This is a genomic window from Rhizobium sp. R711 (genome assembly GCF_002211365.1).
Lineage (GTDB): Bacteria > Pseudomonadota > Alphaproteobacteria > Rhizobiales > Rhizobiaceae > Rhizobium.
The window spans coordinates 1-20725 of sequence record NZ_LOKZ01000036.1; the positions used below are offsets into that span (position 1 = coordinate 1).

The 20725-nt window shown below is 58.9% G+C and carries 30 protein-coding genes; 17 read left to right on the forward strand and 13 right to left on the reverse strand.

Annotated elements, in window-relative coordinates; genetic code table 11:
• The first annotated feature begins 134 nt into the window (after nucleotides 1–134).
• From ATY80_RS23475 to ATY80_RS23495, 5 genes are all read left to right on the forward strand, one after another.
• Nucleotides 135–839 (forward strand): metal-dependent hydrolase, encoded by a 705-nt coding sequence (locus ATY80_RS23475; protein WP_088694719.1) that lies wholly within the window; start codon nucleotides 135–137, stop codon nucleotides 837–839.
• Nucleotides 840–959: 120 nt separating this feature from the next.
• Nucleotides 960–1247, forward strand: coding sequence for an Asp-tRNA(Asn)/Glu-tRNA(Gln) amidotransferase subunit GatC (gene gatC, locus ATY80_RS23480; RefSeq protein WP_088694720.1), 288 nt, complete (start codon nucleotides 960–962; stop codon nucleotides 1245–1247).
• Between the two features lie 54 nt (nucleotides 1248–1301).
• A complete protein-coding gene (gene gatA / locus ATY80_RS23485; RefSeq protein ID WP_088694721.1) occupies nucleotides 1302–2783 on the forward strand; it encodes an Asp-tRNA(Asn)/Glu-tRNA(Gln) amidotransferase subunit GatA in 1482 nt (493 codons plus the stop codon).
• Between the two features lie 20 nt (nucleotides 2784–2803).
• Nucleotides 2804–3268: a GNAT family N-acetyltransferase gene (locus ATY80_RS23490; protein ID WP_088694722.1), complete on the forward strand. Its 465-nt coding sequence runs from the start codon at nucleotides 2804–2806 to the stop codon at nucleotides 3266–3268.
• Between the two features lie 24 nt (nucleotides 3269–3292).
• Complete coding sequence (locus ATY80_RS23495; RefSeq protein ID WP_088694723.1) at nucleotides 3293–3568, forward strand: hypothetical protein; 276 nt, start codon at nucleotides 3293–3295, stop codon at nucleotides 3566–3568.
• A gap of 43 nt (nucleotides 3569–3611) precedes the next feature.
• Here the strand turns inward: ATY80_RS23495 and ATY80_RS23500 are convergent, their stop codons facing one another.
• Nucleotides 3612–3869: a YjhX family toxin gene (locus ATY80_RS23500; RefSeq protein WP_088694724.1), complete on the reverse strand. Its 258-nt coding sequence runs from the start codon at nucleotides 3867–3869 to the stop codon at nucleotides 3612–3614.
• Between the two features lie 293 nt (nucleotides 3870–4162).
• Between ATY80_RS23500 and ATY80_RS23505 the strand changes: the two genes are divergently transcribed.
• The gene (locus ATY80_RS23505) at nucleotides 4163–4675 is read left to right on the forward strand and encodes a GNAT family N-acetyltransferase (protein ID WP_088694725.1); all 513 of its coding nucleotides are present in this window, start codon (nucleotides 4163–4165) and stop codon (nucleotides 4673–4675) included.
• Here the strand turns inward: ATY80_RS23505 and ATY80_RS23510 are convergent.
• Nucleotides 4667–4966 (reverse strand): DUF1294 domain-containing protein, encoded by a 300-nt coding sequence (locus ATY80_RS23510; protein WP_088694726.1) that lies wholly within the window; start codon nucleotides 4964–4966, stop codon nucleotides 4667–4669. The two genes, ATY80_RS23505 and ATY80_RS23510, sit on opposite strands and share 9 nt — an antisense overlap.
• Nucleotides 4967–5106: 140 nt before the next feature.
• Here ATY80_RS23510 and gatB point away from each other — a divergent pair, with 140 nt between their 5' ends.
• The 5 genes from gatB (at nucleotide 5107) to ATY80_RS23535 (ending at nucleotide 8629) form a co-directional block, all read left to right on the forward strand.
• A complete protein-coding gene (gene gatB, locus ATY80_RS23515; RefSeq protein ID WP_088694727.1) occupies nucleotides 5107–6609 on the forward strand; it encodes an Asp-tRNA(Asn)/Glu-tRNA(Gln) amidotransferase subunit GatB in 1503 nt (500 codons plus the stop codon).
• Between the two features lie 5 nt (nucleotides 6610–6614).
• The gene (locus tag ATY80_RS23520; RefSeq protein WP_088694728.1) at nucleotides 6615–7118 is read left to right on the forward strand and encodes a GNAT family N-acetyltransferase; all 504 of its coding nucleotides are present in this window, start codon (nucleotides 6615–6617) and stop codon (nucleotides 7116–7118) included.
• 6 nt (nucleotides 7119–7124) lie between these two features.
• The gene (locus ATY80_RS23525) at nucleotides 7125–7586 is read left to right on the forward strand and encodes a GNAT family N-acetyltransferase (protein WP_088694729.1); all 462 of its coding nucleotides are present in this window, start codon (nucleotides 7125–7127) and stop codon (nucleotides 7584–7586) included.
• A 104-nt stretch (nucleotides 7587–7690) separates the two neighbouring features.
• The gene (locus ATY80_RS23530) at nucleotides 7691–8089 is read left to right on the forward strand and encodes an NADH:ubiquinone oxidoreductase subunit NDUFA12 (protein WP_007792741.1); all 399 of its coding nucleotides are present in this window, start codon (nucleotides 7691–7693) and stop codon (nucleotides 8087–8089) included.
• A gap of 108 nt (nucleotides 8090–8197) precedes the next feature.
• The gene (locus ATY80_RS23535; protein WP_088694730.1) at nucleotides 8198–8629 is read left to right on the forward strand and encodes a DUF2155 domain-containing protein; all 432 of its coding nucleotides are present in this window, start codon (nucleotides 8198–8200) and stop codon (nucleotides 8627–8629) included.
• A 3-nt stretch (nucleotides 8630–8632) separates the two neighbouring features.
• Here ATY80_RS23535 and aat read toward each other — a convergent pair whose 3' ends face one another.
• From aat to ATY80_RS23560, 5 genes are all read right to left on the reverse strand, one after another.
• Nucleotides 8633–9247: a leucyl/phenylalanyl-tRNA--protein transferase gene (aat, locus tag ATY80_RS23540; RefSeq protein WP_088694731.1), complete on the reverse strand. Its 615-nt coding sequence runs from the start codon at nucleotides 9245–9247 to the stop codon at nucleotides 8633–8635.
• Between the two features lie 6 nt (nucleotides 9248–9253).
• A complete protein-coding gene (gene accC, locus ATY80_RS23545) occupies nucleotides 9254–10600 on the reverse strand; it encodes an acetyl-CoA carboxylase biotin carboxylase subunit (RefSeq protein WP_088694732.1) in 1347 nt (448 codons plus the stop codon).
• Between the two features lie 10 nt (nucleotides 10601–10610).
• On the reverse strand, nucleotides 10611–11087 hold the full coding sequence (gene accB, locus ATY80_RS23550; protein WP_088694733.1) for an acetyl-CoA carboxylase biotin carboxyl carrier protein: 477 nt from the start codon (nucleotides 11085–11087) through the stop codon (nucleotides 10611–10613).
• Between the two features lie 22 nt (nucleotides 11088–11109).
• A complete protein-coding gene (gene aroQ / locus ATY80_RS23555; protein ID WP_088694734.1) occupies nucleotides 11110–11547 on the reverse strand; it encodes a type II 3-dehydroquinate dehydratase in 438 nt (145 codons plus the stop codon).
• Between the two features lie 144 nt (nucleotides 11548–11691).
• Complete coding sequence (locus ATY80_RS23560) at nucleotides 11692–12450, reverse strand: DsbA family protein (protein ID WP_088694735.1); 759 nt, start codon at nucleotides 12448–12450, stop codon at nucleotides 11692–11694.
• A 211-nt stretch (nucleotides 12451–12661) separates the two neighbouring features.
• Between ATY80_RS23560 and ATY80_RS23565 the strand changes: the two genes are divergently transcribed.
• On the forward strand, nucleotides 12662–13819 hold the full coding sequence (locus tag ATY80_RS23565) for an aminotransferase class I/II-fold pyridoxal phosphate-dependent enzyme (protein WP_088694736.1): 1158 nt from the start codon (nucleotides 12662–12664) through the stop codon (nucleotides 13817–13819).
• An 85-nt stretch (nucleotides 13820–13904) separates the two neighbouring features.
• Here the strand turns inward: ATY80_RS23565 and ATY80_RS23570 are convergent, their stop codons facing one another.
• Together ATY80_RS23570 and ATY80_RS23575 are read right to left on the reverse strand one after the other, a co-directional pair.
• A complete protein-coding gene (locus tag ATY80_RS23570; RefSeq protein ID WP_088694737.1) occupies nucleotides 13905–14912 on the reverse strand; it encodes a 2-dehydropantoate 2-reductase in 1008 nt (335 codons plus the stop codon).
• A gap of 88 nt (nucleotides 14913–15000) precedes the next feature.
• The gene (locus ATY80_RS23575) at nucleotides 15001–15216 is read right to left on the reverse strand and encodes a hypothetical protein (protein ID WP_088694738.1); all 216 of its coding nucleotides are present in this window, start codon (nucleotides 15214–15216) and stop codon (nucleotides 15001–15003) included.
• Nucleotides 15217–15414: 198 nt separating this feature from the next.
• On the opposite strand from ATY80_RS23575, the gene ftsZ reads away from it, so the two are divergent.
• From ftsZ to ATY80_RS23590, 3 genes are all read left to right on the forward strand, one after another.
• Nucleotides 15415–16440 (forward strand): cell division protein FtsZ, encoded by a 1026-nt coding sequence (gene ftsZ / locus ATY80_RS23580; RefSeq protein WP_088694949.1) that lies wholly within the window; start codon nucleotides 15415–15417, stop codon nucleotides 16438–16440.
• 157 nt (nucleotides 16441–16597) lie between these two features.
• Nucleotides 16598–17446, forward strand: a complete 849-nt coding sequence (locus ATY80_RS23585) for an oxidoreductase (protein WP_088694739.1) — start codon at nucleotides 16598–16600, stop codon at nucleotides 17444–17446.
• Nucleotides 17447–17528: 82 nt separating this feature from the next.
• Nucleotides 17529–17726 carry a hypothetical protein gene (locus tag ATY80_RS23590; RefSeq protein WP_088694740.1) on the forward strand — a complete coding sequence of 66 codons (198 nt, stop codon included), beginning with the start codon at nucleotides 17529–17531 and terminating at the stop codon, nucleotides 17724–17726.
• A 191-nt stretch (nucleotides 17727–17917) separates the two neighbouring features.
• Here the strand turns inward: ATY80_RS23590 and ATY80_RS23595 are convergent, their stop codons facing one another.
• Nucleotides 17918–18244, reverse strand: coding sequence for a hypothetical protein (locus tag ATY80_RS23595; RefSeq protein WP_007531928.1), 327 nt, complete (start codon nucleotides 18242–18244; stop codon nucleotides 17918–17920).
• Nucleotides 18245–18246: 2 nt separating this feature from the next.
• Entirely contained in the window at nucleotides 18247–18501 is a 255-nt protein-coding gene (locus ATY80_RS23600) for a DUF2188 domain-containing protein (protein ID WP_088694741.1), read from the reverse strand.
• Nucleotides 18502–18713: 212 nt separating this feature from the next.
• Here ATY80_RS23600 and ATY80_RS29095 point away from each other — a divergent pair, with 212 nt between their 5' ends.
• The gene (locus ATY80_RS29095; protein ID WP_189637247.1) at nucleotides 18714–18887 is read left to right on the forward strand and encodes a hypothetical protein; all 174 of its coding nucleotides are present in this window, start codon (nucleotides 18714–18716) and stop codon (nucleotides 18885–18887) included.
• A 142-nt stretch (nucleotides 18888–19029) separates the two neighbouring features.
• Here ATY80_RS29095 and ATY80_RS23605 read toward each other — a convergent pair whose 3' ends face one another.
• Nucleotides 19030–19860, reverse strand: a complete 831-nt coding sequence (locus ATY80_RS23605) for an alpha/beta hydrolase (protein WP_088694742.1) — start codon at nucleotides 19858–19860, stop codon at nucleotides 19030–19032.
• On the opposite strand from ATY80_RS23605, the gene ATY80_RS29100 reads away from it, so the two are divergent.
• Entirely contained in the window at nucleotides 19859–20002 is a 144-nt protein-coding gene (locus ATY80_RS29100; RefSeq protein ID WP_189637248.1) for a hypothetical protein, read from the forward strand. The genes ATY80_RS23605 and ATY80_RS29100 overlap by 2 nt on opposite strands.
• 324 nt (nucleotides 20003–20326) lie before the next feature.
• Here ATY80_RS29100 and ATY80_RS23610 read toward each other — a convergent pair whose 3' ends face one another.
• Nucleotides 20327–20710, reverse strand: a complete 384-nt coding sequence (locus ATY80_RS23610; RefSeq protein WP_088694743.1) for a hypothetical protein — start codon at nucleotides 20708–20710, stop codon at nucleotides 20327–20329.
• Nucleotides 20711–20725: the final 15 nt, after the last annotated feature.

Consider the following 20725-nt stretch of genomic DNA (forward strand, 5'->3'; position numbering starts at 1 on the left):
GCAAACAACCTGTCCAGCGGACGGAGAAGATTTAGCCGATCGGCAAAAGCGCCGGTCAAACCATAACCGAACCCAAGGAGAAGCCGGCAAATGGCGGTGTTTTGTCCCTTGTGTTCTTTCATTGGAGAATTTTCATGAAGATCACTTGGCTTGGTCATTCCGCTTTCCGTATCGAGATCGGAAAGGCGAAAATCCTGCTGGATCCGTTTCTCACGCACAATCCGTCCTTTGCAGGGCAGAATGCAAAGGATGTCGCGAGCGGTGTCACCCATATCCTGCTGACGCACGGTCACGGCGATCATGTCGGCGATACCGTAGCACTTGCCAAGGAGACCGGCGCCGTCGTTCTCGCAAACGCCGATCTTGCCGCCTGGCTGGGCTCGAAAGGCCTGAAGAAAATCGAAGCGGGCAACACCGGCGGTACGATTTCGTTCGACGGTTTCTCTGCGACCTTTACCAATGCGCTGCATTCATCCGCGCAGATCACCGAGGACGGCGTTTCACACGCCCTCGGCAATGCCAACGGCCTGATGCTGCACTTCGATGAGGAAGCTTCTATTCTGGCCATGGGCGATACCGACATCTTTTCGGACATGGCGCTGATCAACGAACTGCATCAGCCGGATATCGGCTTCGTGCCGGTCGGTGACCGCTTCACCATGGGCGGCGCGGTGGCGGCACTCGCCTGCCAGCGCTACTTCAACTTCAAGACGGCCATTCCCTGTCACTATGGCACCTTCCCGATCATCGACCCGACGCCTGAGAAGTTCGTCTCCGGCATGGAGGGATCGAAGACAGCGGTGAAGACGCCGAAGCCGGGCGAAAGCTTTTCTCTCTAGGTCTACCGAAATCGCTTCGATTTTGGAGGCGGAATTCTACGCTATCCAAAGGCCATGCCCGTTGCGCATAGCGGGCATGGCCTTTATAGCGGGTAGGAAAAATCCTATCCGGAGAATACCATGTCCGTCGACTTTGCCACCGTTAAGCGCGTAGCGCGCCTTGCCCGTATTGCCGTCTCCGAAGAAGAGGCAAATCGCATGGTGGGTGAGCTGAATGGCATCCTCGGCTTCGTCGAACAGCTCTCCGAGGTCGATGTTGAGGGCGTCGAGGCAATGACATCGGTTACGCCGATGGAGATGAAGAAGCGCACGGACGACGTGACCGATGGTAACAAGGCCGCCGACATCGTCTCGAATGCGCCTGTCACCGATCAGAATTTCTTCCTGGTACCCAAAGTCGTCGAATAAGGCTTTCGCCGCTTTCCGACCTCCGTTGCCATTCCAGATTTGAAGCGAATTACCATGAGCGAACTCACCAGCCTGACCATTGCCGAAGCCCGCACGAAGCTGCGCGCCAAGGAAATCAAAGCGACCGAACTGGCCGAAGCTTATATTTCGGCGATCGAAGCGGCCAACGACAAGCTCAACGCCTATATCAAGGTCACGCCCGAGAAGGCGTTGCAGATGGCGGAAGCCTCCGACGCACGGCTCGCCGGCGGCAAGGGCGGCGAGCTCGAAGGCATCCCGCTCGGTATCAAGGATCTGTTTGCCACCGAGGGCATTCATACCCAGGCCTGCAGCCACATCCTCGATGGTTTCAAGCCGCACTACGAGTCAACAGTCACGCAGAACCTGTGGGACGATGGCGCCGTTATGCTCGGCAAGCTCAACATGGACGAGTTCGCCATGGGCTCTTCCAATGAAACCTCCTATTACGGGGCGGTGATCAATCCCTGGCGGTCGGCTGGCTCCAATCAGCAGCTGGTACCTGGCGGTTCCTCGGGCGGCTCGGCGGCTGCCGTTGCAGCCCACCTTTGCGCTGGCGCCACGGCAACCGACACGGGCGGCTCAATCCGCCAGCCTGCCGCTTTCACCGGCACGGTCGGCATCAAGCCGACCTATGGTCGCTGCTCGCGCTGGGGTACGGTCGCCTTCGCATCCTCGCTCGATCAGGCCGGCCCGATTGCGCGCGACGTACGCGATGCCGCGATCCTGCTGAAGTCGATGGCGTCGGTCGATCCCAAGGACACGACCTCGGTCGACCTGCCGGTTCCTGATTATGAGGCGGCGCTCGGTCGGTCGTTGAAGGGCATGAAAATCGGCATTCCGAACGAGTACCGCGTCGACGGTATGCCGGAGGAGATCGAAACGCTCTGGCAGCAGGGTATTGCCTGGCTGAAGGATGCCGGCGCCGAGATCGTCAACATCTCGCTGCCGCACACCAAGTATGCCCTGCCGGCCTACTACATCGTCGCTCCGGCGGAGGCCTCGTCGAACCTCGCGCGCTATGACGGCGTCCGCTACGGCCTGCGCGTCGATGGCAAGGACATCGTCGACATGTATGAAAGGACGCGTGCTGCCGGCTTCGGCAAGGAAGTCAAGCGCCGCATCATGATCGGCACCTACGTTCTGTCCGCCGGCTACTACGACGCCTACTACATCAAGGCCCAGAAGGTCCGCACGCTGATCAAGCGTGACTTCGAACTGGCGTTCAATGCCGGTGTCGACGCGATCCTGACGCCCGCGACCCCGTCGTCGGCTTTCGGCGTCGCTGACGAAAATCTCGCTTCCGATCCGGTGAAGATGTACCTGAACGACATCTTCACCGTAACGGTGAACATGGCCGGTTTGCCGGGCATTGCCGTTCCGGCTGGTCTCGACCACAAGGGCCTCCCGCTCGGCCTGCAGCTGATCGGCAAGCCCTTCGACGAAGAGACGCTGTTCAAGACGGCGCATGTGATCGAACAGGCGGCAGGCAAGTTCACGCCCGCCAAGTGGTGGTAAGCGAGCTTAAAGTCCGGAAAATGACCGTCGCCGACCATCACATGGTCGGCGAAGTCGGTTTTACGGCCTGGAAATCCAGCGGCGCCAAAGAGGTTGGCTTCCACCAGGCACACGTCATCGAACATGCCCGCAAAGCATTCTTCGATTATCCCGCTGCGGCAAAGGGCGATGTCGCCGTCGCTGAACTCGAAGGCAGGATAGTCGGCTGGGGCGGCCGGGAAAACGAGCCCAATCACATATCGGACATCTGGATCGATCCCGCTTGCCAGGGCCGTGGCATCGGCTCCGCCCTTATTCGCTATTTCATTGAACGCATTGCCGCCGACGGCTTCAAGGTTGCAAAAATCGACACCCGAGCTACCAATGCCGGCGCCATCCGGCTCTACGAGCGAGCGGGTTTCTCGATCATCTGGCGTGATGAGAAGTTCGATGCGGCACTCGGTATTCCGCTCGAAAAGGTGCATCTGGAGAAGCGTCTCGGCTAAGGCCGCAATCTCGGGAGGAGGCTAATGTCCAAACAGAATCTGGCGGATATGATCGAAGCGTTCGACTGCCTCGCGGCGGTGGGTTTCACGATGGGTGCGGAATGGCAGGCCGTTCACGAGATCTGCCAGGCGCATGAAGGTGAGGCGCCTTTCGACTGGGGGCACGCGCTCTGCCACCGTATCGAAGGCGACGACTGGAATTCGGACTACTGGTACCGGCGAGCGGGCAAGCGCCGCGAGAACGGCACGGTGGCCGAGGAGTGGTCAGCGATGAGGGCCGAGCTTTCCACCCATCGTTAAGAAAAGCCGCGCGCCGAAGCGATGCGCGGCCAAAATCGAAAAGCTACCTGTTATCCTGTTCCGCTCTCACCAGAACCAATCCCCGTTCGGTGATGCGATAGGGTCTGCCGCCCGAGGACTTGATGGCCCGCTTCTGCTTCAGCTTGCGAAACAGCTCGAGGCCGAAGCCGGGATAAACCCAGCCATCGCGTGTGAAGCACTTCACCGCCTCGATCTTTCGGTTTTCGTAGCGTTCGATTTCAATGCGGCCACCCTGGGCCAATAGGTGCAGGATACGCTGCTCCGTACGTGAAATATCCATGGAATGTTGATCCGGTGGTAGCGCCCTAGGGCGTACAAAAACGATCTGGCGTCCGATCGGACGTCAGGGCTTCGTTCTTTTCGGGCCCGTGCGCGCAAGCAAAACCTGCGGGCAGGGGCCTCTACCGGGTCTGAGAAGACAAGTTCAACATGTGGTCGTCATATCGGCTGCTCGACATCCCGTCAAGTTTCTTGCAACCGATGGGGGATCTTGCAACGAGCCACGCGCCTAACGCGAGGCTTTGATAATGCGGTGATTCGGTGTTTTACTTCAGTGGAAACGCGGAGGTACCGTTGATCCATATTCGCAATGCCCGCGAAGACGAAGCGGAACTCCTGAGCGAGATCGGAGTGAGGGCCTGGCAGAAGGCGATGGCATCCATCGGCGAAGGGGATGCTATGGTCGATGCCGCGCGGAGCGCCTTCTTCAATTTCGTCGCAAGTAGCTGGATCACCGTCACCGTCATCGAATGGAACGGACATCCGGCCGGATGGGCAGCGCGCGAGACCCTCGACGAGAAGATTTCAGATTTCTGGATCGATCCCGCCTTCACCGGTCATGGTCTTGGGACGGCGCTCTTGCAAAATATCGAAAAAGACATCGCCGCGCAGGGCCTCGATACGGCGATGATGCAGACGCACTCAGGGAACTCCGAAGCGATCGGCTTCTTCCAGAAGCGGGGATACACAATTCATTGGCTATCGATCGTCTACAATCCCAAGCTCGATCGTGATGTGCCGTCCGTCGGTCTGTCAAAGTCTCTGGAAGCCGCGGATGACGGCACATACGGCCTAGCCTTAGCCTAGTACGACGTAACCGAGGGCGGCCGATAACAGCAGAGCGGCTGCGGCATGAAAGACGACGATGGCCCTCAGGATCGAGCGGAACGGCTCTTTCTGTGTCTTGTGACGTAGCAGTTTCTGCGCGCAAACGGCGCCTAGACTGCCGCCAACCAATGCAAGCGTCAGTAAGGTCTTTTCGCTGGTCCGCCTCCAATGGTGGCGAGCGGCCTGCTTGTCGAGAAAATAGACCGAGAACACGAAGGCATTCAGTGCCATGAAAAGCGCGATGATCTTGAAAATATCCGCTGTCGTCATGCGGGTCACGCTAGCGACATTGAGTTAACACGCGCCAAACCGGCTGGCGTCGCTGCGACGCACAGCCGAAAGCCTTGCACCGGCAAGCCATTTCCGTTACCTCACCAGTTGAAAAGAACAGCCTCAAAAAGAGCATCCCAATGACCATTGTCGACGTTCGCACGCCTGATCCGAAACGCTTCATTCCCGGCGCCACTGGCGATTGGGAAGTCATCATCGGCATGGAAGTCCATGCGCAGGTGCTGTCGAATTCGAAGCTGTTCTCGGGTGCCGCGACCGAATTCGGCAAGCCGCAGAATTCCAACGTTTCGCTCGTCGATGCCGCGATGCCCGGCATGCTGCCCGTCATCAATGAGGAATGCGTCGCCCAGGCGGTCCGCACCGGTCTCGGCCTGAAGGCGCAGATCAACAAGCGCTCGATCTTCGACCGCAAGAACTATTTCTATCCAGACCTGCCGCAGGGCTATCAGATCTCGCAGTTCAAGGATCCGATCGTCGGCGAAGGCAAGATCATCATCTCGCTCGGCCCGGATCGTCAGGGGCAGTTCGAGGACATCGAGATCGGCATCGAGCGCCTGCATCTGGAGCAGGACGCCGGCAAGTCGCTGCACGACCAGCATGCCACGATGTCCTACGTTGACCTCAACCGCTCGGGTGTTGCGCTGATGGAGATCGTCTCCAAGCCTGACATGCGCTCTTCCGATGAAGCCAAGGCCTACATGACGAAGTTGCGCTCGATCGTACGCTACCTCGGCACCTGCGACGGTAACATGGACGAGGGCTCGATGCGCGCCGACGTCAACGTCTCCGTCCGCCGCCCGGGCGAAGGCTTCGGCACGCGTTGCGAGATCAAGAACGTCAACTCCATCCGCTTCATCGGTCAGGCGATCGAATACGAAGCCCGCCGCCAGATCGGCGTTCTCGAGGACGGTGGCTCGATCGAGCAGGAGACCCGTCTTTTCGACCCGAACAAGGGCGAGACGCGTTCAATGCGTTCCAAGGAAGATGCGCACGACTACCGTTACTTCCCGGATCCGGACCTGCTGCCGCTCGAGTTCGACGATGCCTTCGTCAAGGCGCTCGAAGCCGACCTTCCGGAATTGCCCGACGACAAGAAGGAGCGCTTCGTGCGCGAACTCGGCCTCTCGGTCTACGACGCTTCCGTTCTCGTCTCGGAAAAGGCGATCGCCGACTATTTCGAAGCCGTGGCTGAGGGCCGCGATGGCAAGACAGCCGCCAACTGGGTCATCAACGATCTGCTCGGTGCGCTGAACAGGACCGGCAAGAGCATCGAAGAGACGTCTGTTTCGCCGGCTCAGCTTGGTGCGATCATTGACCTCATCAAAGCGGAGACTATTTCCGGAAAGATCGCGAAGGACCTGTTCGAAATCGTGCTGAATGAGGGCGGCGATCCGGCCGAGATTGTCGAAACCCGCGGCATGAAACAGGTGACCGATACTGGTGCGATCGAACGGGCCGTGGACGAAATTATCGCCGCCAACCCCGATCAGGTCGCAAAGGTTCAGGCCAAGCCGACTCTTGCCGGCTGGTTTGTCGGTCAGGTCATGAAGGCGACCGGCGGCAAAGCAAACCCGCAGGCCGTCCAGGCTCTCGTGAAGGCGAAGCTCGGCATCGAGGAGTAGGGACCGTGTATTTCGTGCGCACTGCCAGCGAGGGTGATCTTAGCAAGATGCGCACTTTGCTGGATGAGGGCTTTCGCGCGACTTACGCTGGCCTCTACGGCGAAGCGAAGGTGAAAGAGCTCATTGCGCATCTGTTTTCGCCGGCGGCGCTGCAGGCGCGCCTGGCGAAGAAGAATGCAGAGTTCCTCGTTGCCGACAACGGCAAGGATATCGGCGGGGTCGGCTATGCCGCCATGTCGGATGAAATGACGAAGACCGTCATGCTCCATCTGCTATATGTCCGACCGCCGCTGCATCGCCAGGGCATCGGGCGCGAGATTTTTGCCGAGCTGGAAACCTGCTTTCCCGACGCCGAGATCATGCGCCTCGAGGTCGAGCCACGGAACACTACGGCAATCGCCTTCTATCATGCCCATGGCTTCGAGGATGTCGGTCGCAACGAAAATGACGGGCCGGGACAATCCGGCATCCCGACACTGATCCTCGAAAAAACTCTCGAACTGCGCTAGCCAATCATGAGCAAAACCATCATTCGCGAGGCGCGTAGCGCTGACGTTGCTGCGCTTGTCGCGATCTTTGCCTCTGATGATCTCGGCGGTCACGGCGATACGACTGCTACCGAAGCCTTGGGCGATTATCTCAGAGCTTTCGAGCGGGTCGCCTCGTCACGCGATCAGACGCTCTACGTCGCCGAACGCGAGGAACAGGTTGTCGGCACGTTCCAGACGATGATCGTGACGTCACTGGTCGGTCGTGGCTCGTCGTCGATGATTATCGAAGCGGTGCAGACGCGCGCTGACATGCGTGGGCAGGGCATTGGCGCTCAGATGATCGAGTTCGCCATCGCGGAGGCAAAACGTCGCGGCCTGCGCCTTGTTCAACTAACCTCGAACGCCAGCCGCAAGGATGCGCACCGTTTCTACGAGCGGCTCGGCTTCAGGCAATCGCATCTCGGCTTCAAGATGGCGCTGAAATGAGCTGGTGTGGCGCCGGAATCACTGGACAATGCGGATCGCTGGCGGCATAAGCGAGGGATCAAATTCTGGTCCCGCTTGCCGTCTGGCTAGCTCAAGGAAAAGACATGAAGAATCTCCTCGTGCAAATCTTCACCTGGTGGAACGGTCAGACGATCGGTACGCGTTTCGCGACCTGGCGTTTTGGCAAGCGCGTCGGTGAAGACGAATTGGGTAATGTTTACTACGAAGGCGGCATGTCGTCTTACGGCCTTCCGAAGCGTTGGGTGATCTACAAGGGCTACGCCGAAGCCTCGGCAATTCCGCCGGGCTGGCACGGCTGGATGCATCACCGCACAAACGTTCCGCCGAGCCAGGAAAACTACGTCGCCAAGGAATGGCAGAAGCCGCATCGCGCAAACCCGACCGGTTCGCCACAGGCTTATCGCCCGCCCGGCTCGCTGGTCGTTCCTGGCGAGCGTCCTCGGGTTACCGGCGACTACGACGCTTGGACGCCTGGCAACTAAGCAGGCGGCCTGACCGGCCCCGCTTTTAGCCACAATTGACCATTACCCGCAGAATGGCCGCAGCGACTGCGGCCTTCCGATTTTAAGATGCTGTGGAGACGGGCAGACATGAAGCTTTTCACGCGGAACCAGCTCCTGCGTGCCGCCGGGCTCTCCCTGGTGCTTGGCTCGACGCTTCTGCCACAGGTCGCTACCGCTGCCCGCATCGAGAATTCGGTCGCCGTTTTCTCCGGCCTAGACAAGATCACCGGTCGCATCACGACCTTCGATGTATATGTCAACGAGACCGTGCAGTTCGGCGCCCTGCAGGTCACGCCGAAGGCCTGCTATTCGCGTGATCAGGCCGAAGCGCAGAAGATTGATGGTTTCGTGGAAGTCGACGAGATCACGCTCGACCGCAAGATCCGCCGCATCTTTACGGGTTGGATGTTTGCCGACAGCCCCGGCCTCAACGCCGTCGAGCATCCGATCTATGACGTCTGGCTGAAAGACTGCAAGCAGAACTCGGACGTTCCTGCGCCCGACAAGGCAGCTAACTAATTCTCAGAATTTGAGGTGCGGTGATTCCATTGCCGCCGCGAGTATGTGAGCATACTCATCCTTCGGAACATCGATGGCTCCGAACGTCTTCAGGTGCTCGGTCGTGAACTGTGTATCGAGCAGAGTAAAGCCCTTGGCGCGCAGCCGCTCGACGAGATGAACGAGGCAGATCTTCGAGGCGTCCGTCCGCCGCGAGAACATGCTTTCGCCGAAGAATGCCGAGCCAAGCGAAACGCCATATAGCCCGCCGACAAGCTCGCCGCCGTCCCAGGCTTCGACGGTGTGGGCATGGCCTATGCGATGCAGCGTCGAATAGAGCGTCTTGATAGTCTGATTGATCCAGGTGCTCGGCCTGTTCCCGGTCTCTGCCGCGCAGGCTGCGATGACCGCATCGAAATCGTAGTTGAAGCGGATTTCGAACGGCTTGCGCCGAATCGTCTTGGCGAGGCTTTTGGAAACGTGAAATTCGTCGAGCGGCAGGACGCCGCGAAGATCAGGCTCGACCCAGAATATTTCTGGGTCATCAGCCGATTCGGCCATCGGAAAGAGACCGATGGAATAGGCGCGCAGGAGGATTTCCGGTGTTATGCCTGGAGACTTCCTGCGCGATCCTGCCATTCTCTGTTACGCCGATTTCTTGGCCAGATAGTTTTCAAGCCAGTGGATATCGTAGTCGCCGTTGGCGATGTCCTGATTGTCCACCAGATCCTGGAACAACGGAAGCGTCGTCTTGATGCCGTCGACGACGAATTCGTCGAGCGCGCGACGCAGGCGCATCATGCATTCGACGCGCGTGCGGCCGAAGACGATAAGCTTGCCGATGAGGCTGTCGTAGTAGGGCGGGATCTTGTAACCCTGGTAAGCGCCGCTATCGACGCGAACGCCAAGACCACCCGGCGCATGGAAGTGCGTGATCGTGCCGGGCGAGGGCACGAAGGTCCGCGCGTCCTCGGCGTTGATGCGGCACTCGATGGCGTGGCCGTGGAAGTTGATGTCTTCCTGTTTGACAGAGAGTCCGCCGCCGGACGCGACGCGGATCTGCTCGTGAACGAGGTCGATGCCGGTGATCGCTTCAGTGATCGGGTGCTCGACCTGCAGGCGGGTGTTCATTTCGATGAAATAGAACTCGCCATTCTCGTACAGGAACTCAATCGTGCCCGCGCCGCGATACTTCAGCTTTTTCATGGCGTCGGCACAAACTTGGCCGATCTTCATGCGCTGTTCGACGTTGAGGGCAGGGGAATTCGCTTCTTCCCAGACCTTCTGGTGGCGGCGCTGCAGCGAGCAGTCGCGTTCACCGAGATGGATCGCATTGCCTTCGCCATCGCCGAACACCTGGATTTCGATGTGGCGCGGCTTGCCAAGGTACTTTTCCATGTAGACAGCATCATTGCCGAAAGCGGCAGCGGCTTCGGTGCGTGCCGTCGACCAGGCTTCGATCAGGTCGGCCTCGGACTTGGCGACCTTCATGCCGCGTCCGCCGCCGCCGGCAGTCGCCTTGATCAGGACCGGATAGCCGATTTCAGTAGCAGTCCGTAGCGCGTCTTCCTCGGTCTTCACCTCGCCGTCCGAACCCGGAACGACGGGGATGCCGAGTTCCTGCGCCGTCGTCTTGGCGGTGATCTTGTCGCCCATGAGGCGGATATGTTCCGCCGTGGGGCCGATGAAGGTGATGCCGTGCGCTTCGAGGATTTCCGCAAATTTGGCGTTCTCGGAGAGAAAGCCATAGCCCGGATGAACTGCATCGGCGCCGGTGATCTCGCAGGCAGCCACGATTTGGTGGATGTTCAGATAGCTGTCGCGCGAAGGCGGAGGGCCAATGCAGACGCTTTCGTCGGCCAGGCGTACATGCATGGCATCGGCGTCGGCGGTCGAGTGAACGACGACGCAGGGAATGCCGAGCTCTTTGCAAGCACGCAGAACGCGAAGCGCGATTTCCCCGCGATTGGCGATGAGGATTTTCGAGACCATGACGCTCGCCTTATTCGATAACGACGAGGGCTTGGCCGTATTCGACGGGGCTTCCGTCCTCGACGAGGATTTCGGTGACCTTGCCGGACTTCGGCGAAGGGATCTGGTTCATGGTCTTCATCGCTTCGATGATGAGCAGCGTCTGGCCTTCCTTGACGGTCGCGCCGAGCTCGATGAAGGGACGTGCGCCCGGAGCCGGAGCCATATAGGCCGTGCCGACCATCGGCGCGCTGACGGTATTTGCAGGGTTGCGCGCAGCAGCTGCAGGAGCCGCGGGCGCTGCAGCTGGGGCGGCCACTGCCGGAGCCGCGGCTGCAAATGCGGGCGCGGCGATCGGAGCCTGGACGTATTGGGTGTTGCCGGCACGCGAAACGCGGATGCGCAGATCGTCCTGCTCGACTTCGATTTCCGTGAGATCCGTGTCGTTGAGGATGTTCGCGAGGTCGCGGATCAGCGCCTGGTCGATACCGTTTTTCTTCTCAGCCATGAGTATGTGCCCTGTCTTCTTTTTATGCCGTGAGATTCTTCAGCGCATGCAGCGCCAGAATATAGCTGTAAGGCCCGAAGCCGCAGATGACGCCTTTCACCGCTGGCGCAATCATCGACTTGTGGCGGAATTCTTCCCGCGCATGAACGTTGGAGATATGGAGTTCTATCACCGGGATGGAAATAGCGCGAATTGCATCGTGGAGCGCGACAGACGTATGCGTGTAGGCGCCTGCATTGATCGCGACACCGACCGCTTTGTCGTTGGCTTCATGGAACCAATCAACGAGCGTACCTTCGTGATTGCTTTGGCGAAAATCGATGTCGAAGCCGAGCTCGCGCCCGGCCGTCTTGCAGTCAGCCTCAATATCCTGAAGCGTCTTGCCGCCATAGATGCCGGGCTCTCTTTTGCCGAGCATGTTCAGATTGGGCCCGTTCAGGACGAATATCGTTTGCGTCATCGAATGTTCCAGTAGATGCGAGACGGCAACCTATAGACTCCCAGCGGACCTAATGAAAGCCCTTTGGAAAGCGCAGCCCGAATCACGCCACATTTGTCCACATGGCTGAAACACTTCGATTTTGGCGATTTGATGGGCGCCGTATCAGCAACTTGTCTTGCCGCAGGCGCGCATGTTCTTGACCTTGGCCTCAAGGTCGTCGAAGCCAACCGCGCCTTGAACCAGTTCATTGCCGATTACATAGGATGGCGTACCTGTGATGCCGAGACTCTGAGCAAGCTGGTAGGTTTCCTTGACGGAAGCATCGCTCGAACTCTTGGCCATCTCGTCGCGGATCTGCTTTTCGCTGACGCCAAGCGACTCGGCAACTTCGATCGCGCTGGCTTCATCGGCGCGACCGTCGCTGCCGAGAAGTGCAATATGGAACTGGCTATATTTCTCTGGTGCCAGCTTCCGGAATGCATCCGACACCTTGTGGGCTGCGACCGATTCCGGCCCTAGGATCGGGAATTCCTTGAGCACAAAGCGGACGTTCTTGTCCTTTTCCAGCATCGTCTGCATGTCGGAAAGCGCGTGGCGGCAATAGCCGCAGTTGTAGTCGAAGAACTCGACGATCGTGATGTCACCCTTCGGATTGCCGATCGTCATGTCATATCTCGAATTGAAGATCGTTGACTTGTTGTCAGCAATCACCGCGTTGGCTTTAACAAGGCGCGCCTGATCCTGCTTCTTCTGCAGGGCGTCCTGAACGTCCAGCATGATCTCCGGATTTTCGATCAGGTACTGCTTGATGAACTCGCCGAACTCCTTCTTCTGTGCGTCATCGAGCGCTGCCGCCGGATAGGCCGTGGCGACCGAGGCGGTGAGCGCCAGTGCGGTGAAGATTTTCGGAAGTATGGCCATCATATCCTCGTTTTTGGCAGTTCGTATGTATCTTTCTAGGCGCCGGATAACACTGCCCGGTTAACGGCGGCAGTCCGGTGTCGCCAAATTACGGTGCGCCCGATCGTCTTCAAACAGGTATTTTCGTATCCACTGTTCAATCGCGGGATTGTGATGATCCGATTATTGCGGCAATTGTCTGGCCGCAAGCAAAAGTTAGAGAGACCCGATCTTGTTTTCCATTTCCAAACGCAGTGAAGTCGAGCCCTTTCACGCCATGGATGTTCTGGCCGAAGCGACGAAGCGGCGAGCGAGCGGTCACCCGGTCATTTCCATGGCTGTCGGGCAGCCATCCCATCCGGCTCCGCGCGCTGCGCTCGAAGCGGCGCAGGCGGCGCTTGTGGAAGGCAATATCGGCTATACAGATGCGCTCGGCACGACAAGGCTGAAACAAGCGCTGGCCGGGCATTATCGCGACCGTCACGGGCTGGAAATTGATCCTGCGCGTATCGCAATAACCACCGGTTCTTCCGCCGGCTTCAATCTCGCCTTTCTCTCCCTGTTTGATGCCGGTGATGCGGTCGCCATTGCCCGTCCCGGCTATCCTGCCTATCGCAACATCCTCGGCGCGCTCGGGCTGAAGGTTATAGAGGTCCCGGTAACGGCCGAGACGCATTTCACGTTGACGCCCGAGAGCCTTGAGGCTGCGCAAGCGGCAAACAACGTCAAGCTGAAGGGCGTTCTTCTGGCGAGCCCCGCCAACCCGACGGGCACTGTGACTGGCCGCCAAGGCCTGCAGGAGTTGGCGAACTATTGCGCGGCCAATTCGATCGCGTTCATTTCAGATGAAATCTATCATGGCCTAATGTTTGCCGGGGAAGAGACCAGTGTGCTGGAATTGACCGACGAGGCGATCGTTATCAACTCCTTCTCCAAATACTATTGCATGACGGGCTGGCGGGTTGGCTGGATGGTACTGCCCGAGCGACTGGTGCGTCCGATCGAGCGTGTTGCGCAAAGCCTCTACATCTCGCCGCCCGAACTTTCGCAGATCGCAGCGACGGCGGCGCTGGGAGCGAGCGCAGAACTCGACGTGTACAAGGCGAGCTACTCAGCCAACCGCGAATTCCTGCTGAAGCGTCTGCCGGAAATTGGCCTATCGATTGCATCGCCGATGGACGGCGCCTTCTACGCCTATGTCGACGTGACTCGCTTTACCAATGATAGCATGGCGTTCGCCAAGCGGATGCTGGCGGAGATCAACGTTGCCGCGACGCCAGGTCTGGATTTTGACCCCCTGGAAGGCGATCGCTCGATGCGCATGTCCTATGCTGGTTCCGAAGCCGAGATCATTGAAGCAGTCGAGCGCATCGCTGTGTGGCTGAAATAAATCTCTTCCGTTATAGGAGCTTGCGGAGACTTGCTGATTCAGTGTCTGAGCAGCCTGCCGGAGGCCGCTCGACCGTTAAGGCCCTTTATTTGGTCGCTCGGCAGTTCTCACGGTCAAGCTGCGACACCAGCGCCAGGATCGTTTCTGAAACTGGTGTTGGCACTGCTGTCAGGCGACCTAGCGAAACGACCATTCCCACCAGCGGTGTAAGTTCCAGCGATTTGCCAGCGAGAAGGTCCTGCAGCATCGACGTGCGAACTGGCCCGATCTGTTGCGCCTGCTCAAGTCGTTGCTCGACGGACATCCCAACATTCGCGCCGAGCGCTTCTCCTACGGCCTTTACCTCCTTCATGACCTTTCCGATCTGGTCAGTGATCGCGGCATCCGCCATCAGCTCCGACATCAATGAACGCGTCAGCGCGCTGATCGGGTTGAAGGATGCGTTGCCCATCAGCTTGCTCCAGATATCGTCGCGGATCCGGCTAGAGAGCTTCACCTCGATATCTGCGCGTCGCAGCAATGCTTCAATCTCCCGCAAATCTGCAGAGATCTCACCGGAGGGCTCGCCGAGAATGAAATGGCCCTTGTTGCTGAGTCTGACCTCACCGGGTTTGCTGACTTCGGCACCCTGATGGGCGACGCAGCCGATCACCCGCTGCGGGCCGACAAACTGCCAGAGCCTGCCGCCTTCATCGAGTTCCTCGAATTGGAGCTCCGCATGCGCGCTGTCCTGATCGCGATGGAAATACCACCACGGAATGCCGTTGAGGATCATCAAGACACGCGTGCCATCCTTCAATAGATGGCCAATTCCTTCCGCCGCCGCGCTGAGTTGATGGCCCTTCAGTCCGGTGATAACGAGATCCTGTGGCGGCAGTTCCGCTGGATCGTCTGTGGCTGTTACCGACACGCGAAAGGGAAAATCAGCGCCAGCCTCAATGAGACGCAACCCATCGTCCCGGATAGTCGCGAGATGAGCGCCGCGGGCAACGACCGAGACCGTGGCCTCTGCGCCGAGTGACGAGGCAAGCTTGGCCGCGATGGCGCCGCCGAGGGCACCGGCGCCGAAGATGCAGATGTTCTTGAAGGGCATGCGATGATCTTTCCGCGATTGACTGGTCGCGCTGAACTTAGGTCATCCGTCCCTCAAGGCGAGTGATTTTTGAAGCCGGTCGATGCTTTTATTGGTTGGAGCCGGGAAGAAGCTCGTTGCGACGAAGCTCGTCGATCGCAGCCACCGCATCGTCCGCAGACCAGCCGGCGCGGATGGCCGCGGCGATCATCCGAACTTCGGCTTCCTCTTCGATCTTTAAGAACAGCGGTTCCAAGGCCTCTTGGGCGGTAAGAATGTGATCATTCGGAGGGGTAACTGACGGGCGGGTGGCAAGCGTAGGCATCTGCGCGGTACTCCTCTCTCTGGCAGGGGATGATTCACAATAAAGCGCGAGATCAAAAAAGGTTCCGGATAAAGTTTCAAGAACGCTTCATCTTGTTCTTTCGCCCCGGCTCTGCCTTGTTGCGCGACTAGGTTGATGCTCGATTCGGTTCCCGACAAGAGGCGGAGCCATGACGAAAAACGCACGAAGGAGATTGCGATGACGAACGCCAAGAACGGGATTTCCGAAATGCGACCGAGAATTACAGTAATTGGTGTCGGCGGCGGCGGTGGCAATGCCATCAACAACATGATTGCGGAAAATCTCGAAGGTGTCGATTTCATCGCGGCCAATACCGATGCGCAGGTCCTGGCGACCTCCAAGGCATCCCGCCGCATCCAGCTCGGTGCGCATGTGACCGAAGGGCTGGGCGCTGGTTCGCTGCCGGAAGTAGGGCGCGCGGCCGCCGAAGAATCCATCGACGAGATCATGGATCATCTGGCTGGCTCGCATATGTGCTTCGTCACCGCAGGCATGGGCGGCGGCACCGGCACTGGCGCTGCGCCTGTGATTGCGCAGGCTGCCCGCAACGCCGGGATTCTGACGGTCGGAGTCGTAACGAAGCCCTTCACCTTCGAAGGGAACCGCCGCATGAAGACGGCCGATGTCGGTATCGAGGCGCTGCGCGAGGCGGCCGACACGGTGATCGTCATCCCGAACCAGAACCTGTTTCGCATCGCAGACGCAAAGACCACCTTCGCCGACGCCTTCATGACAGCCGACCGCGTGCTTTATGCTGGTGTCGGCTGCATCACCGACCTGATCGTCAAGGAAGGCCTTATCAACCTCGATTTCGCCGACGTGAAATCCGTTATGCGTGGCATGGGCCGGGCGATGATGGGCACGGGCGAGGCTTCGGGCGAGGGGCGTGCAATGAAGGCCGCCGAAGCTGCGATCGCCAACCCGCTGCTCGATGATATCTCGATGAAGGGCGCCAGGGGTGTTCTGATCTCGATTTCCGGTGGCTCCGATATGACGCTCTTCGAGGTGGATGAAGCGGCAAGCCGCATCCGCGATGAGGTTCAGGAAGAGGCCGACATCGTCGTTGGCGCGATCTTCGACCGCAACCTCGATGGCAAGTTCCGCGTCTCGGTCGTCGCCACAGGCCTTGACGGGACGGTTGGAACGCGGACCCATCAGGGCGTGGCGCTCGGCCAGGACATGCAGACGCGTACGCTGCAGTAGACCCTATCGCCTGCGCGCTCGATCGGTGCGCAGGCTTCCTGATTGATGTCGTTTCGGCGTAGGCTTGCCGTTGTCCTGGAAATGTCAGGCAGCGGCCCTAAATCCGCTCTCGCCCCTTCGCCCGCCAAGGCGTTCCCGACAAAATCAGGAAAATCTCATGCCCCAAGACACATTGCCCGTCTGGTTCATCACCGGCTGCTCCACCGGCTTCGGCCGCGAGCTAGCGAAACTTACCATTGCCCGCGGTTGGCCAACGGTCGTCACCGCGCGCGACAAGGCTCGCCTCGCAGATCTCACCTTAGGTCACGAAGCGAACACGCTGGCGCTGGATCTTGACGTGACGGATCGCGCACAAGTCAAGGCGGCGGTCACGGCAGCCGAGCAGCGCTTCGGCCGCATCGACGTTCTCGTCAACAATGCCGGCTATGGCTATCAGTCGACGGTCGAGGAAGCCGAAGAGCAGGAAATCCGCGATCAGTTCGAGGCGAATGTGTTTGGCTTGTTTTCGATGACCCGCGCCGTCCTGCCCGGTATGCGGCAACGCCGGCATGGCCACATCATCAACATCACCTCGGTTGCCGGCTTCATGGGCTTTCCCGGTTCCGGCTTCTATGCCGCGAGCAAGCACGCGGTAGAAGGCTTTTCCGATGCACTTTACGCCGAGGGCAAGCCGCTCGGCATCAAGGTAACCTGCGTCGAACCCGGCCCGTTCCGCACCGATTGGGCCGGCCGGTCACTCAGGCAAACGAAGAGCACGATTTCCGATTATGCCGATACCGCGGCGGCACGGATGAGGCAGACATCCGAATATAGCGGCAAGCAGGCCGGCGATCCCGTGCGCGGCGGCGAGGCGATGATCCGGGTCACGCAAGTGGAAGAACCGCCACGCCATCTCGTGCTCGGTGAAATCGGCTATAACAACGTCACGAACAAGTTGCGCGAGCGACTGGCGCAGATAGAGGAATGGCGCGAAACGAGCCTCGGGGCTGATTTCCCGAAGGCGTAAAATCGTCTCGGGAAATACTGACGTCCGCGCAAGCGGAGCAACCTGAAAACGGGCGTCTCGCCGCTGTGGTGGAGGATATCGAATGGTGAAGTTTGGCTATCTTGTTGCCAGTCTGCTGATCCTGATCGGAGTGGTCTGGATGGGGCAGGGCAGCGGCTATTTTCCCTATCCGCAAGAAAGCTTCATGATCAACCAGACGCCCTGGGTCTATTGGGGCGCGCTCGCAACGATCGTCGGAATTGTTGTGATTGTGGTGACGAGAAACGCACAGCACCGGTAGCGATTGAGGCGCCCATGTGGCTTGAGCTGCCGCAGTCAACAGACTGGCGCGGCATGTGTCGCCAGTTGGCGACATTTGATCTGGATGCAGGCAGGGCATTCTTGCGCGTCCGAGCCTCTAAAATAATTCGCCGGCGAAAGAAGCCTCTGAGCGAGCTTCCGCCGGCGAAAGATGTGATCCGTAAAGAGCGCTTACGCGCGGCGCGAACGAGCGTCCGCCATGTCGGGCCGCGTCCCGTCAGGAGCGCGAAGGCCGTAGTGCTTGCTTGCAAACACCCATTCCACATTGCCAGGCTCAAACGGGCGACGCGGGTTTCTCAATGCCATCCGGCGCTCGGAGAGGCTGCGCGGCAGGGTGTCGATCATATCATTGACGAAGGTTTCAACGCTGTCTTTCCAGCGAGGAGAGATTGAAACATCCACGCCACCAAAGCGATGGAAGTCGGGATGTTTGCGGGAGTAGCATGCGCCGAGCATCCAGGCATGCTGCTGCTTCAGAAAGCGTTCTTTAATGGTCATTCCTAGTCTTTTTCCTTGGCGTCATCGACGACATCAGCCTCGGGGCGGTCGCCTCGGTTCGACCGTTCCGTTGTCCAGCTGCCGTCTGCACGCTGATATGTAATGTCCGCATCCTGGCCACCGAGCTGTTGTCGCTCTGCGGCGTGTTTGGCCGCTGCCAGTGCTTCTTCGTGAGTTGGGAAAGTTTCCGACCAGACATCGTCCAGGCGGTAAGCCCAGGCGCCATCGTGTTCGGCGACGTGGTAGGTAATCGACATCGATCTTTCCTTCAAGAACTTTTCGCAGGAATTTGCATCCAGGCGCCACGCAGATTGAAAAGCTCAAACGCCGCTCGCCCGATGCTTGTTCCGTCGCGGCCTGACCTGTGCGAGGCTGGATTCAATGCGCGGCACGATCTTGCGTGAGCGCGCAACGCTTCATAGGCTTGGCTGGTTGATGGATTCGTTCAACGCCTCTTAATAGGAATCCCATGCGCGCTCAGTCGAAGTCGTTCATCGTCGAAGTCAAATCCTCCCGCCGCGCCGAGCGTCGCCAGTCCGCGTCGATCTGGGGGAACCTCGATCTCTCGGCCGTTGCCGAAGAGATTGCGGAAGAGTCGCCCCAACCGGCCGCAGCTCCGGCGGAAACTGCTGTGGTGCGATAATCCGCGGAGGCCGATCAGCCGCCGCCGATAGCACACCTCCTGGCCGCCAGGCGGGAACAAGGGCACCCGCCTTGGCTTCTCGATATTGCGTCAATCCCAAGGTCTCGGCTCCAGATAAAGCAGGCCGACGGCTCGGTCCATATTAGTCCAGGAAGAACTCCAGTAGATCGGCGTTGATGATATCAGGATGCGTCGTGCACATGCCGTGCGGGAGGCCGGCATAGGTCTTCAGCGTTCCGTGTCTCAGGAGCTTGACCGAAAGCGGTGCTGAATCGGCATAGGGAACGATCTGATCGTCGTCACCGTGCATTACCAGCGTCGGCACAGTGATCTGCTTCAAGTCCTCGGTGAAATCCGTTTCGGAGAAGGCTTTGATGCAATCGTAATGCGCCTTCGCCCCGCCCATCATCCCTTGCCGCCACCAGTTCTCGATGATGCCCTGGCTGACCTTGGCGCCTGGCCGATTGAAGCCGTAGAAGGGGCCGGCCGGCACATCGAGAAAGAACTGCGCGCGGTTGGCGACGAGCGCCGCACGGAAACCGTCGAAAACTTCGAGTGGAAGCCCGCCGGGGTTTTTGTCCGACTTGACCATGATCGGCGGTACGGCGCCGATCAGCACGGCCTTGGCGACGCGGCCGGGCTTTGCACGCGCGACGTAATGGGCGACCTCACCACCGCCGGTCGAGTGACCGACATGGATCGCATTCTTGAGGTCGAGCGCATCGGTAAGCGCGGCGACATCGGCCGCATAGGTGTCCATCTCGTTGCCCTGCCACGTCTGGCTGGAGCGGCCGTGCCCACGCCGGTCATGGGCGATCACCCGATAGCCCTTGTCCAGAAAGAACATCATCTGTGCATCCCAGTCGTCGGCGCTGAGCGGCCAGCCGTGATGAAAGACAACGGGCTGGGCATCGAGCGGACCCCAATCCTTGTAGAAGATTTCGGTTCCGTCGGCGGTCTTGATGAATGGCATGATCAGGTCCCTCTTTCTGGATGTGATTGCTTCGATTGCGGTAAAGGCACGCGAGCATCCTTCCGGCGCCCATGTTCTGGGGCGTCCGGCAGAGCTGGCTCACATGCCGTACTACGTCATCATCATCATGATGCGGCTTTAGCGGCGCTGCGAGCCAACGGTAATGTGATGCAAATCATCGAGAAGGGAAGGGCGTTTTGGAGAATGGCGGCCACAAGGGGGTGGGCCCTGTGCAGACGAAGAGAGCAGGTACTTCCTAGGAGCCGGCGATATCTAGTTTCATTGAGAGACTGGGATAAGGGTTGCGAAGGTCATCCGACACCGCCCGAATACTCTCTATAGAGAGACGAGGAAGGTCGTCCCGCTGAAATCTCAGATCGCTCTTATCAAAGACGAAGGTTGCTAGTGAAAAATTATCTTGGAGGACGACGTGAAACACACCGGCATGCTGGTCATTAGTTAGCGCCTATCTATAGGCGAATTGCGACTCAACGCTCCAATTCCCTTGTCGCATGGTTCGATAACCTCCTAGAATTGAAAGCATTTCGGGGAAGGTTCCGTCGACCACATTGGCTGACGTATGCACGAATACTGTGATGGCTTCTTCGTCCGTTAAAATTCGTCCTGAAATCTGATAGAAAGTCGCGACAGTTAGCTTCACAGCAAACATGTTGATGTGTTCCCGCTGTTTTTCACCGATGGAAACAATCACTGCTTCTTGACCGGTTTTCGCTTGGAAATCCTTCTCACGCCGGCGATTGCCAACGCGGCCGCTAAGAATTTCATCGTAGGTTTCAGGGCAATTTCGAAGAAGAGCCTTCGCTTCTTTTTCGAATTCGTGCTCGCTCATTCTAGTTCAATGTCA

Coding starts and splice junctions, on each gene's coding strand:
- ATY80_RS23490 (WP_088694722.1), top strand. CDS start 2,804: ATGACCGTCGCCGACCATCACATGGTCGGCGAAGTCGGTTTTACGGCC.
- gatC (WP_088694720.1), top strand. CDS start 960: ATGTCCGTCGACTTTGCCACCGTTAAGCGCGTAGCGCGCCTTGCCCGT.
- ATY80_RS23525 (WP_088694729.1), top strand. CDS start 7,125: ATGAGCAAAACCATCATTCGCGAGGCGCGTAGCGCTGACGTTGCTGCG.
- ATY80_RS23500 (WP_088694724.1), bottom strand. CDS start 3,869: ATGGATATTTCACGTACGGAGCAGCGTATCCTGCACCTATTGGCCCAG.
- ATY80_RS23570 (WP_088694737.1), bottom strand. CDS start 14,912: ATGCCCTTCAAGAACATCTGCATCTTCGGCGCCGGTGCCCTCGGCGGC.
- ATY80_RS23510 (WP_088694726.1), bottom strand. CDS start 4,966: ATGACGACAGCGGATATTTTCAAGATCATCGCGCTTTTCATGGCACTG.
- ATY80_RS23595 (WP_007531928.1), bottom strand. CDS start 18,244: ATGACCATTAAAGAACGCTTTCTGAAGCAGCAGCATGCCTGGATGCTC.
- ATY80_RS23530 (WP_007792741.1), top strand. CDS start 7,691: ATGAAGAATCTCCTCGTGCAAATCTTCACCTGGTGGAACGGTCAGACG.
- ATY80_RS23560 (WP_088694735.1), bottom strand. CDS start 12,450: ATGGCCATACTTCCGAAAATCTTCACCGCACTGGCGCTCACCGCCTCG.
- ATY80_RS23495 (WP_088694723.1), top strand. CDS start 3,293: ATGTCCAAACAGAATCTGGCGGATATGATCGAAGCGTTCGACTGCCTC.
- accB (WP_088694733.1), bottom strand. CDS start 11,087: ATGGCTGAGAAGAAAAACGGTATCGACCAGGCGCTGATCCGCGACCTC.
- gatB (WP_088694727.1), top strand. CDS start 5,107: ATGACCATTGTCGACGTTCGCACGCCTGATCCGAAACGCTTCATTCCC.
- ATY80_RS23590 (WP_088694740.1), top strand. CDS start 17,529: ATGGTGAAGTTTGGCTATCTTGTTGCCAGTCTGCTGATCCTGATCGGA.
- aroQ (WP_088694734.1), bottom strand. CDS start 11,547: ATGACGCAAACGATATTCGTCCTGAACGGGCCCAATCTGAACATGCTC.
- gatA (WP_088694721.1), top strand. CDS start 1,302: ATGAGCGAACTCACCAGCCTGACCATTGCCGAAGCCCGCACGAAGCTG.
- ftsZ (WP_088694949.1), top strand. CDS start 15,415: ATGACGAACGCCAAGAACGGGATTTCCGAAATGCGACCGAGAATTACA.
- ATY80_RS23600 (WP_088694741.1), bottom strand. CDS start 18,501: ATGTCGATTACCTACCACGTCGCCGAACACGATGGCGCCTGGGCTTAC.
- aat (WP_088694731.1), bottom strand. CDS start 9,247: ATGGCAGGATCGCGCAGGAAGTCTCCAGGCATAACACCGGAAATCCTC.
- ATY80_RS29095 (WP_189637247.1), top strand. CDS start 18,714: ATGCGCGCTCAGTCGAAGTCGTTCATCGTCGAAGTCAAATCCTCCCGC.
- ATY80_RS23575 (WP_088694738.1), bottom strand. CDS start 15,216: ATGCCTACGCTTGCCACCCGCCCGTCAGTTACCCCTCCGAATGATCAC.
- ATY80_RS23610 (WP_088694743.1), bottom strand. CDS start 20,710: ATGAGCGAGCACGAATTCGAAAAAGAAGCGAAGGCTCTTCTTCGAAAT.
- ATY80_RS23585 (WP_088694739.1), top strand. CDS start 16,598: ATGCCCCAAGACACATTGCCCGTCTGGTTCATCACCGGCTGCTCCACC.
- ATY80_RS23605 (WP_088694742.1), bottom strand. CDS start 19,860: ATGCCATTCATCAAGACCGCCGACGGAACCGAAATCTTCTACAAGGAT.
- ATY80_RS23535 (WP_088694730.1), top strand. CDS start 8,198: ATGAAGCTTTTCACGCGGAACCAGCTCCTGCGTGCCGCCGGGCTCTCC.
- accC (WP_088694732.1), bottom strand. CDS start 10,600: ATGGTCTCGAAAATCCTCATCGCCAATCGCGGGGAAATCGCGCTTCGC.
- ATY80_RS23475 (WP_088694719.1), top strand. CDS start 135: ATGAAGATCACTTGGCTTGGTCATTCCGCTTTCCGTATCGAGATCGGA.
- ATY80_RS29100 (WP_189637248.1), top strand. CDS start 19,859: ATGATCAGGTCCCTCTTTCTGGATGTGATTGCTTCGATTGCGGTAAAG.